Raw genomic sequence first — 12201 nt, forward strand, 5'->3', positions numbered from 1 at the left:
ACCGGCATGACCGACTACGAGACCGGGTTGGCGCGCAACGCCGCCAACCACCAGCCGCTGACGCCGCTGCTGTTCATGGAGCGCGCGGCGCAGGTCTTCCCCGACCATCTCGCCGTGGTGCATGGCGCGGTGCGGCGCAACTACCGGGAATTGCGCGATCGCTGCGTGCGGCTTGCGCACGCCCTGTCGCGGCGCGGCATCGGGCGCGGGGACACGGTCGCGGCGCTGCTGCCGAACATTCCGGAGATGCTGGAATGCCACTACGGCGTGCCGATGGCCGGCGCCGTGCTGAACACGATCAATACGCGGCTCGATGCCGGCACCATCGCCTATATCCTCGACCATGGGGAGGCAAAGGCGATCGTGGTGGACCGGGAATTCATGCCGATGCTGCGCGTCGCGCTTGCCCAGGCCAAGGCCCGCCCGCTGGTGATCGAGGTGGCGGACCCGCTCGCGCCCGCCGCGCTGCAGGGGGAGACGCTGGGCGGCATCGCCTATGACGCGCTGCTCGTGGAAGGCGACGCGGCCTTCGCCTGGCCGATGCCGGCCGACGAATGGGACGCGATCACGCTGAACTACACATCCGGCACCACGGGGCGGCCCAAGGGCGTGGTGTACCACCATCGCGGCGCGCAGCTGCTGGCGGTGGGCAACGTGCTGTCCGCCGGGATGGGCAAGCATCCGGTCTATCTGTGGACGTTGCCCATGTTCCACTGCAACGGCTGGTGCTTCCCCTGGACCGTCACGGCGCAGGCCGGCGTCCATGTTTGCCTGCGCGCCGTGCGCGGGCCCGACATGTGGCGGCTGATGGCCGAGGAAGGCGTGACCCATATGTGCGGCGCGCCGATCGTGATGGCGACGATGCTCAATACGCCGGAGGCGGAGAAGCGCGCCCTCGCGCGCCAGGTGCAGTTCGTCGTCGCCGGCGCCCCGCCGCCCGAGGCGGTGCTCGCCGCCATGCGCGCGGCCGGCTTCGCCGTCTGCCATGTGTATGGCCTGACGGAGGTCTATGGCCCCTCCGTCGTCAACGAATGGCACGAGGCGTGGAACGCGAAGCCGGGGCCGGAGCAGGCCGCGCTGATGGCGCGCCAGGGCGTGCGCTACCTGGCGCTCGAGGGTCTCGACGTGATGGACCCCGCGACGATGCGGCCCGTGCCCGCCGACGGCGCGACGCTCGGCGAGGTGATGATGCGAGGCAATGTCGTGATGAAGGGCTACCTGAAGGACCCGGCCGCGACGAACGCGGCCTTCGCCGGCGGCTGGTTCCACACCGGCGACCTCGCGGTGAAGCATCCGGACGGCTACATCCAGCTCAAGGACCGCTCGAAGGACATCATCATCTCGGGCGGGGAGAACATCAGCTCGATCGAGGTGGAGGACGCGCTCTACAAGCACCCCGCCGTCGCGGTGGTGGCGGTGGTGGCAAGGCCGGACGAGAAATGGGGCGAGACGCCCTGCGCCTTCGTCGAGCTCAAGCCGGGCGCATCCGCGACGGCGGAAGAGCTGATCGCCTTCGCGCGCGAACGCCTCGCGGGGTTCAAGGTGCCGCGCCACGTTGTCTTCGCCGAACTGCCGAAGACATCCACGGGCAAGATCCAGAAGCACGTCCTGCGCAGCCAGGCGAAGGGGGAATGATGGACGTCGACAAGGTTCTGGCCGCCGCGGCGGCGGGGCGGGAGGCGTCGCGCGCGCGCTGGTTCGAACTGCTGCGCATCCCTTCGGTCTCGGCGCAGCCGGCCCATGCCGGGGATTGCCGGCGCGCGGCCGAATGGGTGCGCGCGCAGCTCGCGGGCATGGGCTTTCTCGCCCAGGTGCGGGAGACCGGCGGGCATCCGGTGGTCGTCGCGCAGCATCCCGGGCCGACGGGCACGGGGCCGCACCTGCTGTACTACGGACATTACGACGTGCAGCCGCCGGAGCCGCTGGAGCTCTGGTCGAGCCCGCCCTTCGAGCCGGTGATGACGGAAGGCCCGAACGGCCCGCGCGTGGTCGCGCGCGGCGCGGTGGACGACAAGGGCCAGACCATGACCTGGCTGGAGGCGCTGCGCTTCTGGCACGAGACCGCGGGCGGCCCGCCCTGCCGCGTCAGCGTGCTCATCGAGGGGGAGGAGGAGGTCGGTTCGAAGAACCTCGCCGCCTTCCTCGAAACTCATGCCGAGGAACTGCGCGCCGATGTCGCCGTGGTGAGCGACACCAACCAGTGGGATGCGGCCACACCCGCGATCAGCACGCGGCTGCGCGGCATGCTCTACACGCAGATCGACATCCGCGCCGCGAACAAGGACCTGCATTCGGGCCTGTTCGGCGGATCGGCGCTGAACCCGATCAACCTGCTGACGCGCATCCTGGGCGAGCTCAAGGACGAGGCCGGGGTGATCCAGATCCCCGGCTTCTACGACGACGTGCCGGAACTGCCGGCGGCACTCGCCGCGCAGTGGAACGCGCTGGGCTTCGACGAGCGCGCCTTCCTGGGCGGCGTCGGCCTGTCCGAGCCCGCGGGCGAGATGGGCCGCGGCGCGCTTGAACGGCTCTGGGCGCGGCCGACCGCCGACGTCAACGGCATCTGGGGCGGCTATACCGGCGAAGGGTCCAAGACCGTCATCCCGGCGGAGGCGCATGCGAAGGTGAGCTTCCGCCTCGTGCCCGGCACCTCGCCGACCAAGGTGCTGGCGGGGCTGCGCGACTTCATCGTCGCGCGACTGCCGGAGGATGCCCGGGTCTCGATCCAGGTCTTCTCGATGAGCGAGGGGATCAAGGTACCGGCCGATAGCCCCTATGTCGAGGCCGCGAAGGGCGCGCTCGCCGCGACCTTCGGCCGCGCGCCGGTGCTGATGGGCTGCGGCGGGTCGATCCCGGTCGTGTCCAGCATGAAGCAGATCCTCGGCCTGGACAGCCTGCTGGTCGGCTTCGGGCTGGAGGACGACCAGGTGCACAGCCCGAACGAGAAGTTCGACCTGGCCTGCTTCGAGAAGGGCATCGACAGCCACATCAGGCTGCTCGACGCGCTGTCGCGCATTCAGCCGCGATAGGCGGTGCCGTCGGTCACGTATCCGGCGGCGATGTCGGCGGCCAGCGCGCCGGGATCGCGCGCGCGCGGGTCGCCATGCCCGCCGCCGCCGGGTGTTGCCATCGAGACCGTGTCGCCGCGCTTGAGAACGTATTGCCGCTTGGGGTCCGTGCGCTCGCCATTGATGCGCAGTTCGCCCGGCGCGCCGGCCTTGCCGCCCTCGACGCCGAAGGCGGGGAAGATGGTGCGTTCGGCGAGGAAGGAGACGGCGATGGGCGTCTCCGACCGGCTCTCGATCAGGATTTCCTGGCCGAGGCCGCCGCGATGCCGCCCGGGGCCGCCAGAGTCCAGCCGCAGCCGCTTGTGGTGGAAGCGCAGCGGGGCGATGTGCTCGCTGATCTCGACCGCGGTGGAGGAGACGTTGGACGGCCAGGACAGCGTCGTCACGCCATCCCCGCGCATGTTCCCGCCCATGCCGCCATTGTAGAAGAACATGTTCGCGTAGGGCTTTCCGCCGGGGCGCACGCCCGACTGGTTCATCCCCCACATGGGCGAACCGCAGGCGGCCATCACGCGGTCCGGCACCACCTGGCCGAGGCAGCCGAAGACCAGCATCGGCAGGTAGTGCCCGATCAGCATGCGCGATCCGCCGGGCGCGGGGAATTGCGGGTTCACGATGCATCCCGGGGGGGCGACGATGCGGATCGGCCGCCAGGCGCCCTCGTTGTTCGGCAGGTTGGGGGAAGTGCAGACCTTCACCCCGTACATCGACATGGCATAGGTGTAGCAAAGCGCGCAGTTGATCGCCCGGTCCACCTGCGCATCCGTGCCGGTGTAGTCCATGGTGATCTCGTCGCCCTTCACCGTCAGCGCGAGGCGGATGGTGATGGGCGTGTCCATCAGACCATCGGTCTGCAACTCGCTGCGGTAGGTGCCGTCGGGCAGGGCGGCGATGGCGGCGCGCATAGCGGCCTCGCAGCGGCCCTGGATCTCGGCGGCGAGGTCCGTCAGGTCCGGCAGTCCGGCCTGGCGCATCAGCCCGACGAGCCGGTCCTCCATCAGGTCGAGTGCGACCACCTGCGCCCAGAGGTCGCCCAGCGTCTGGTCGGGCGTGCGCACGTTCTGGCGCAGGATCGCGACCAGCGTCTCGTCCGTCGTGCCCGCGCGCATCAGCTTCAGCGGCGGGATCTGGAGGCCTTCCTCGAAGACCTCCCGTGGCTCGGGGCTGCGGATCTTGCCGCCGATGTCGGGTGCATGCGCCGTGCTGGCGCTGAAGGCGACCAGGCGGCCATCGAGGAAGATCGGCTTGGCCACCGTGATGTCCGGCAGGTGCCCGGTGCCGAGCCAGAGGTCGTTGGTGATCAGCACGTCGCCGGGGCTGAGCGTCTCGGCCGGGAAGAAGCGGATGAAGTGCTTCACCGTCTCGGGCAGCGTGCCGATGAAGGACGGGATGCTCTCCGTCGCCTGCACCAGCGATTCCCCCCGCGCATCGGTGACGACGCAGGAAAAGTCGTAGGATTCGCGCACCAGCGTGGAGAAGGAGGTGCGCACCAGCGCCGCCGCCGCCTCATCCACCAGGGAGATCAGGCGCCGCCAGAGCAGTTCGAGTTCGACGGGATCGAAGCGGCGGGTCATGCGGGGTCGTCCTGCATCTCGGCGGAGAGCGATCCATCGGGCAGCATCGTGATCCGCGCGCCGGGGCCGACGATGAAGGTGCTCTCGTTCTCCTCGAACACGGCGGGGCCGTCGCAGGCGAAGCCGGGCGCGAGCGCGTAGCGGTCATAGACCGCGGTCTCCATCGTGCCGCCCGCATCGGGGAAGTGGACGGCGCGCATTCCTTTCAGCGCGGCCCCGGCGGGATGCGCCGGCAGGCGGAGCAGGCCCTCCGCGCCCGGCACCGGGGCGGTCAGCGCGAGCCGCAGCGCGACGAACTGCGCCGCGGCCCCCGGCGGCGTGCGGGCGAACAGGGCGCGATAGGCGGCTTCGAAGGCCTCCCGCACCGATGCTTCGTCCAGCGTGCCGGGCAGGGCGACGGTGATCTCGCTGCCCTGGCCGATGTAGCGCATGTCCGCCAGCCGCGTGACGACGCGGCGGTCGAGGTCCGCGCCCGTGCCGTCCACCAGCGCCAGCGCCTCCTGCTCCAGCCGCGCGAACAGCGCCTCGATCCCGGCCCAGTCCGCCGTGGCCAGCGGCACGTTCAGCGAGGCGACGCGATCGACGCGCGCGGGGGCCATCAGCATGCCGATGGTGCTGCCCGCGCCGGCGCCGGGCGGGCAGACGACGCGCCGCACGCCGAGCTTGCGCGCGACGTTCCAGGCATGCACGGGCGCCGCGCCGCCGGTCGCCATCAGCGCGTATTCGCGCGGGATGCGGCCCCGTTCCGCGATGGCGACGCGCGCAGCGCCCGCCATGTTCTCGTTCACCACGTCATGGATGCCGAAGGCGGCGCGATCCGCGCCGATGCCGAGGTCCGTCGCCAGCGCGCCGAGCGCGCGCCGCGCCGCGTCCATGTCGATGCGCATCGCCCCGCCGAGGAAGAAATCGGCGTTGAGGTAGCCCAGCGCGAGGTCCGCATCGGTCACCGTGGGCTGCGTGCCGCCGCGCGCGTAGCAGGCGGGGCCGGGCTGCGCGCCGGCGCTCTCGGGCCCCACATGCAGCGTGCCGAGCTCCGAGCGCCGCGCGATGGACCCGCCGCCGGCGCCGATCTCGATCAGCTCGACGGTCGCGATCTGCACCGGCAGGCCCGATCCGCGCAGGAAGCGCTTTTCCCGCGCCGCCTCGAAGCCCCAGGCGACCAGCGGCTGCCCGTCATCGACCAGGGCGAGCTTCGCCGTGGTGCCGCCCATGTCGAAGGCGAGCACGCGGTCGAGCCCCGCATGGCGGCCGAACCAGGCGCCCGCCAGCGCGCCCGCGGCGGGCCCGGATTCCAGCAGCTGGACCGGCGCGCGCTTGGCCTCGGCCACATGCGTCAGGCCGCCATTGGACAGCATCAGGAACAGCCCGCCCGGGATGCCGGCCGCCTTCAGGTCCTGCTCGAGCCGATCGAGGTAGGTCTCCGCGATCGGGCGGACATAGGCGTTGCAGACGGTGGTGCTGGCGCGCGGGTATTCGCGGATCTCGGGCGCGATGTCGCAGGAGAGGGAGAGCGACAGCGCGGGGAAGCGCCGCGCGATGGCCTCGGCCGCCGCGCGTTCATGCGCGTCGTTGGCGTAGGCGTGCAGGAAGACGATGGCGAGGCTCTCGACGCCGTCGGCGACGAGCGCCTCCGCCTCCCTCAGCACGTCGTCGATGTCGAGCGGCACCTCGACGCTGCCATCGGGGGCGAGCCTTTCGCGCGCCTCCCGCCGCCAGGGGCGGGGCACGATGGGCTTCGGCATCTCGATGAACAGGTCGTAGAGCTCGTATTTCCGCTCCCGCCCGATCTCGAGCACGTCGCGGAAGCCGGCGGTCGTCAGCAGGCCGGTGCGCGCGCCCTTGCGCTCGATCAGCGCATTGGTGAAGAGCGTCGTCGCATGCACCACGCGGCCGATCTCGCCGGGCGCGATGCCGTGGGTTTCCAGCAGCCGCCGCGTGCCGGCCAGCACGCCGCGCGCCGGATCGTCGGGCGTCGTGCTTTCCTTCCAGATGAAGGCGCGGCCGGTGGTGGGGTCGAAGGCGACAAGGTCGGTGAAGGTGCCGCCGATGTCGATGCCGAGCGAAAGCGTCATCCGTCTGCCCTGATATTCGCCGCGCGCGCGACCGCGCCCCAGCGTTCGCGGTCCGCGCGGATCCGCGCGGCGAAGGCGGGCCCGATCTCGGGCAGCGGGTCGAGCCCGCGCGCCGCCAGCACGGGCAGCGTCTGCGGGTCCGTCATCGCCTCGGTGAACAGCCGCGCTGTCGCCTCGGCGATCGGCGCGGGCAGCGCGGCGGGGCCGAACAGGCCGAACCAGTTGTTGATCTCGAGCGCCGGGTAGTCGCGCGTCAGCAGCGGCAATTCCGGCACCATGGCCGAGGGGCGCGTGGCGGCGAGCCCGAGGCCCTTGACCTGCCGGTCGCGGATCATCGTCGCGAACTCCGCGACATTCCCGAAGAAGATGTCGACCCGCCCGGCCATCAGGTCCATCCCCGCCGGCGCGCCGCCGCGATAGGAGACATGGACCATCTGCAGCCCGGCTTCGCGCGCGAGGTATTCGGCGGCGAGTTGGTTGGTCGATCCGTTGCCGGTGGAGGCGTAGGTCACGCGCCCGGGCCTCTCCTTCGCCCAGGCGACGAATTCCGCGAGCGTCGAGAAGGGCGCGTCCGGCCGCGCGATCAGCGCCATCGGCGTGCCGGCCAGGTTGCACACCGGCAGCAATTCGCGGTCGAGGTCGAGCGGGATGGTGGAGCCCGGCACCGCGGGCGCGACGCTCATGTTCCCCATGATGCCGATGCCGACGGTGAGCCCGTCCGGCGCGGCGCGCGCCGTGCCCTGCAGCGCGATGAAGCCGAGCGCGCCGGAGCGCGTTTCGACCACCACCTGCCGGCCGGTGCGGCGCGCGATCGCCTCCTGCGCGATGCGCGCGACGATGTCGACTGCACCGCCCGGCGCGAAGCCGGACAGCACGCGGATCGGCGGCGCCGTTCCCTGCGCCCGCGCGCCGCTCGCCATGAGCGCGGCGGCCCCGCCGAGAAGCCCGCGTCGCGATGCCTGGATGCGCGCCATGATCCGCCCCTGTCGCTGCGTCATGTCGATCATGCGTCCGTCCCCGGATGGTGGGAAGGGCAGGGGGCGCGCTAGACTGGTAGCATGAGCGGTTTCCACGGCGTCTTCCCCTATCTCGTCTCCCCCATCGCGCCGGATGGCGCGGTGCTGGAGGGCGAGCTCCGCCGCCTGGTGGAGCATCTCATCGCGGCCGGCGTGCATGGGCTGACGCCGCTCGGCAGCACGGGGGAATTCGCCTACCTCGACGCGGCGCAGCGGCGGCGCATCGTCGAGATCGTGGTCGACCAGGCGCGCGGCCGCGTGCCCGTGGTGGCCGGCGTCGCGGCGACCACGACGGCCGACGCGGTGCGGCAAGCGCGCGACTACGCGGCGATCGGCGCGGATGGGATCCTCGCCATCCTCGAAGCCTATTTCCCGGTGAGCGATGCCGGCATCGTCGCCTACTTCACCGCGGTGGCGGATGCGACCGACCTGCCGACGGTGCTCTACACCAACCCGAACTTCCAGCGATCCGACCTCTCGCTGCCGGCGATCGAGCAATTGTCGCACCACCCCCGCATCGGGCTGATCAAGGACGCCTCCACCAATACGGGGCGGCTGCTGTCGATCATCAATCGATGCGCCGGGCGGATGGAGGTGTTTGCCGCCTCCGCCCACATCCCGGCCGCGGTGATGCTCATCGGGGGCAAGGGCTGGATGGCGGGGCCCGCCTGCGCGATCCCGCGCGAGAGCGTCCGCCTGTTCGAGTTGTGCCGCGCCGGCCGTTGGGATGCGGCGATGGCCTTGCAGAAGGCGTTGTGGCGGGTGAACGAATTGTTCGCCGCGCATTCGCTGGCCGCCTGCATCAAGGGCGCGCTGCAGATCCAGGGTTTCGCGGTGGGCGACCCGATCCCGCCCCAGGCGCCGCTCTCGGCCGAGGGACGCGCGGCGGTTGAGCGCGCGCTCGGCCTCGCCGCGCAGGCGCTGGCGGAGGCGCCGGCGGCGTGAGCGCGCCCAGCCACCGGACGCTTGCGCTGATCCTCGGCGCGCTGGCGGGGATGGGGCCCTTCTCCGTCGACATGTACCTGCCGGCCTTCCCGGCGCTGGCGCAGTCGCTCGAGACCACGCCGGGCGCGGTGCAGGGGACGCTCGCGGTCTATTTCCTCGGCATGGCGGTGGGGCAGGTCTTCTACGGGCCGGTCGCGGACCGCTTCGGGCGGCGCGCGCCGTTGTTCGCGGGGCTCGGCCTGTTCGCGCTGGCCTCGGCGGTCTGCGCGGCGGCGCCGGATATCGGATCGCTGACGCTCGCGCGGCTGGCGCAGGCGCTGGGCGGCTGCTCGGGCATGGTCATCGCGCGCGCCGTGGTGCGGGACGTGACGGATGAACGCGGCGCGGTGCGACTGATGGCGTCCCTGATGCTGGTGATGAGCATCGCGCCGATCGTGGCCCCCCTGGTCGGCGGCGCGATGCTGCCGGTGTTCGGCTGGCGCGGGATCTTCGTCGTGCTGGCGCTGTACGGCGCGGCGATGATGCTGCTGATCGCGCTGTACCTGCCGGAGACGCTGCCGCCCGAACGCCGGCGCCGGGACGGCCTGGTCGCGACGCTGGGCATCTGGTGGGGCCTGCTTCGGGATGCGCGCTTTATGGGCCATGCGCTGGCCGGCGGCTTCATCATCGGCGGCATGTTCGCCTACATCATCGGCTCGCCCTTCGTGTTCATGGAACTGCACGGCGTGCAGCCCGGGCATTACGGCTTCTATTTCGGGGCGAATGCCGTCGGCATCATGGTGGTGGGGCAGGTGGCGTCGCGGCTCGCGCAGAAGGTCGCGCCGGCGCGGCTGCTGCCGGTGGTGCTCGCCGTCGCCGCCGTCGCCGGGCTCGCGCTGTTGCTGGTGACGGCGACCGGTGCCTTCGGGTTCCGCGGCATCGTCGTCGCGCTGTTCGGCTATGTGGCGATGATCGGGGCGGTGATGCCGCTGACGGTCGCCCTCGGCATGGGGCCGCATGGCAGGATCGCGGGCAATGCCTCGGCGCTGATGGGCACGCTGCAATTCGGCATCGGCGCTGCGGTCGGCGCGGTGCTGGGCCTGGCGCAGGACGGCACGGCGCTGCCGATGGCGGCGGTGATCGCGGCCTGCGGCGTGGCGGGGTGGGCGGCGCGCGCGACCCTCGCCCGATGAGTGCGACGCGGCTGATCCGTCCGGCGCTGGAGGCGCTGGGCGGCTATGCCGACGCGCTGGATGCCGGGTGGTCGCCCTTCAATGTCGGCGGCGAGGCGGTTGTCCGCGCGCATCTCGCTGCGATCGCGCGCGACGCGGAATCGTTCTTGGCCAGCCTTGAGGACCCCGAGGCGCTGGCCGGCCCGATCACCCTGCCCGATGGCACGACGGTGCCGCGCCTGCCGAGCGTCACGCGCTGGATCTGGGATGGCGAGTTCTGCGGCGCGATCCACCTGCGCTGGCAGCCCGGCACCTCCGCCCTGCCGCCGCATGTGCTGGGCCATGTCGGCTATGCCGTGGTGCCGTGGAAGCGCGGGCAGGGGCATGCGACGCGCGCGCTGGCGCTGCTGCTGCCGGAGGCGCGGTCGGTCGGCCTCGCGCATCTCGACCTGACGACAGATCCGGGGAACATCGCCTCCCGGAAGGTCATCACCGCCAATGGCGGCATGGCCCTGGGACACTTCCGCAAGGACGCCGCCTATGGCGGCGACGACGCCCTGCTCTACCGGATCGCGCTATAGGTGATGGTTTCCAAAGGCCTCTCGGCCTTTGGTGGGGTGGTCCGGAGGGGCGACGCCCCTCCGTCTTTACTGCCGCGCCCGCTCCGCATGCTTGCCCATGGTCGCATAGGGCGCATAGGGCGGCACTGCCCCGATCGCGCGCATGTCGACCTCCACCAGCGCTGGCCCCTTCACGGCGAATGCCTGGGACAGCACCGCGCCCACGCTTTCGGCGCTGCTGACCTTGAAGAAGGGCAGCCCCGCGAGGGCGGCGAGCCCGCCGAGGTCCGGCGTCAGCAGATCGTGCCCGAACTGCCGCCCATCGGCGACCGCGTCCTGGATGTGGCGGATCACGCCGTAGCCGCCGTCGTTCATCACCATGGTGACGAGGTCGGGCCTTTCCTGCGCCACGGTCCAGAGCTCGCACATGCCGAGCGAGAAGCCGCCATCGCCGCACATGGCGATGGTCTTGCGCCCGTCCGCCGCGATGGCCGCGCCGATGCCGAGTGCGAGTCCCGGCCCGATCGCCGCGCCCACGGGATGCACGGCGGTGAGCGGGTCGTAGATCGGGAAGATGCGGTTGCCCCAGGTGGAGTTGGATATGGTGATGTCGCGCACCCAGACGCCGTCGCGCGGCAGGGCGGCGCGGATCGCGTCCGGGAAGCCGGCATAGGGCCCGAGCGTCGCGAGGTATTCGTCCCGCGCCCGCGCATGCATGGCGGCAAAATCCTCGGCGAAGCCGTGGTCGAGCGCGGTTCCGCCCGACAGGCGCTCCGCGATCCCCTCCATCGCCAGCGCCGCGTCGCCATGGACGAACAGCGTGTTCGGATAGGTGCGGCCATTCGCCGTGGCGTCGCAATCCACGTGGATCAGCGTCTTGGGCAGCTTGAGCGAGAAATCGCCCGTCTCGTGCCCGCGCAGGCGCGAGCCCACGACGAGCATGGCGTCCACGCTCTCATAGAAGGACTGCACGCGCGGGGAGCCGTTGCCGTGCAGCCCGCCGAGCGTCATCGGATGGTCCTCGGGGACGATGCCGCGCCCGTTCCAGGAGGAGACGGCGCCGAAGCCGAGGCCCATCAGCCGCATCGCCGCCGCGCGCGCCTGCTTGGCGCCATTGCCGAGCCAGAGCATGGGCCGCTTCGCCGCGGCGAGGATTTCCGCCGCGGCGTCGAGCTCGGACGGGTTCGGCGGCAGCGGCGCGGCGATGGGCAGCGCGAGCGCATCGAGCCCCGCCGGCCGCGCGATCGGTGCGCGCTGCAGGTCGATCGGGATCTCGACCGAGACCGGCCCGCGCGGCGCGGACAGCGCCTCGGCCGCCGCGCGCACCAGCACGCCGAAGGCCTCGTTCGCGCTGCGCACGCGATAGGCCGCCTTGCAGGCGGCGGCGAGCATCGCCGTTTGGCCCGGCACGTCGTGCACCGTGCCGGCATCGCGGTCGATGTGCTTCGTCGCCGTCTGGCCGGTGATGTGCAGCACGGGGGACCCCGCGAAGCGCGCCTCGACCAGGCCGGGGATCGCGTTCGCCATGCCGGGGCCGGTGCTGGTGAACAGCACGCCGAGATGGCCCGAGACGCGGGCATAGGCATCGGCCATGTGCGCCCCGCCCATCTCGCCCCGCGCCATGACGTAGCGCAGCGCGTTGCGCTGCCCGATCGCGTCCAGCATCGGGATGTTGTGCACCGAGACGATGCCGAAGACGGTGGAGACGCCGATGCGCGGCAGGATGTCCGCGACGAGATCGGCGACCGTGTACTGGCGTTCCATGCGCGACGTTCCCCCGAGAATGCCGGGGAGTGTGCCACGCCGGCGGGGGCT

At 71.6% G+C, this 12201-nt stretch carries 9 protein-coding genes; 5 read left to right on the forward strand and 4 right to left on the reverse strand.

Annotation, left to right across the window (positions count from 1 at the left end; genetic code table 11):
• Nucleotides 1–6 precede the first annotated feature (6 nt).
• Nucleotides 7–1635 (forward strand): acyl-CoA synthetase, encoded by a 1629-nt coding sequence (locus J5Y09_RS20500; protein WP_209353722.1) that lies wholly within the window; start codon nucleotides 7–9, stop codon nucleotides 1633–1635.
• Nucleotides 1635–3029, forward strand: coding sequence for a M20/M25/M40 family metallo-hydrolase (locus J5Y09_RS20505; RefSeq protein WP_432761244.1), 1395 nt, complete (start codon nucleotides 1635–1637; stop codon nucleotides 3027–3029). The genes J5Y09_RS20500 and J5Y09_RS20505 overlap by 1 nt, the downstream gene beginning before the upstream one ends.
• On the opposite strand, the gene J5Y09_RS20510 is transcribed toward J5Y09_RS20505, so the two are convergent.
• Genes J5Y09_RS20510 through J5Y09_RS20520 form a run of 3 tightly spaced genes read right to left on the reverse strand, consistent with a single transcriptional unit; the run spans nucleotide 3017 to nucleotide 7721 of the window.
• Entirely contained in the window at nucleotides 3017–4642 is a 1626-nt protein-coding gene (locus J5Y09_RS20510; protein WP_209353724.1) for a hydantoinase B/oxoprolinase family protein, read from the reverse strand. The two genes, J5Y09_RS20505 and J5Y09_RS20510, sit on opposite strands and share 13 nt — an antisense overlap.
• Nucleotides 4639–6714 (reverse strand): hydantoinase/oxoprolinase family protein, encoded by a 2076-nt coding sequence (locus J5Y09_RS20515; RefSeq protein ID WP_209353725.1) that lies wholly within the window; start codon nucleotides 6712–6714, stop codon nucleotides 4639–4641. The genes J5Y09_RS20510 and J5Y09_RS20515 overlap by 4 nt, the downstream gene beginning before the upstream one ends.
• Nucleotides 6711–7721, reverse strand: coding sequence for a Bug family tripartite tricarboxylate transporter substrate binding protein (locus J5Y09_RS20520; protein WP_209353726.1), 1011 nt, complete (start codon nucleotides 7719–7721; stop codon nucleotides 6711–6713). Before J5Y09_RS20520 ends, J5Y09_RS20515 begins: the two co-directional genes overlap by 4 nt.
• Before the next feature lie 51 nt (nucleotides 7722–7772).
• Between J5Y09_RS20520 and J5Y09_RS20525 the strand changes: the two genes are divergently transcribed.
• The 3 genes from J5Y09_RS20525 to J5Y09_RS20535 are packed head-to-tail and all read left to right on the forward strand — an operon-like array spanning nucleotide 7773 to nucleotide 10407.
• Nucleotides 7773–8675 (forward strand): dihydrodipicolinate synthase family protein, encoded by a 903-nt coding sequence (locus J5Y09_RS20525; protein WP_209353727.1) that lies wholly within the window; start codon nucleotides 7773–7775, stop codon nucleotides 8673–8675.
• Nucleotides 8672–9847: a Bcr/CflA family multidrug efflux MFS transporter gene (locus J5Y09_RS20530; protein ID WP_342451518.1), complete on the forward strand. Its 1176-nt coding sequence runs from the start codon at nucleotides 8672–8674 to the stop codon at nucleotides 9845–9847. The genes J5Y09_RS20525 and J5Y09_RS20530 overlap by 4 nt, the downstream gene beginning before the upstream one ends.
• Entirely contained in the window at nucleotides 9844–10407 is a 564-nt protein-coding gene (locus J5Y09_RS20535) for a GNAT family N-acetyltransferase (protein ID WP_209353728.1), read from the forward strand. Before J5Y09_RS20530 ends, J5Y09_RS20535 begins: the two co-directional genes overlap by 4 nt.
• A gap of 66 nt (nucleotides 10408–10473) precedes the next feature.
• On the opposite strand, the gene J5Y09_RS20540 is transcribed toward J5Y09_RS20535, so the two are convergent.
• Nucleotides 10474–12150: a thiamine pyrophosphate-binding protein gene (locus J5Y09_RS20540; protein ID WP_209353729.1), complete on the reverse strand. Its 1677-nt coding sequence runs from the start codon at nucleotides 12148–12150 to the stop codon at nucleotides 10474–10476.
• Nucleotides 12151–12201 lie beyond the last annotated feature (51 nt).

Origin of the sequence: Roseomonas nitratireducens (assembly GCF_017813355.1) — a bacterium.
In the GTDB taxonomy this organism is placed as follows: Bacteria; Pseudomonadota; Alphaproteobacteria; order Acetobacterales; family Acetobacteraceae; genus Neoroseomonas; species Neoroseomonas nitratireducens.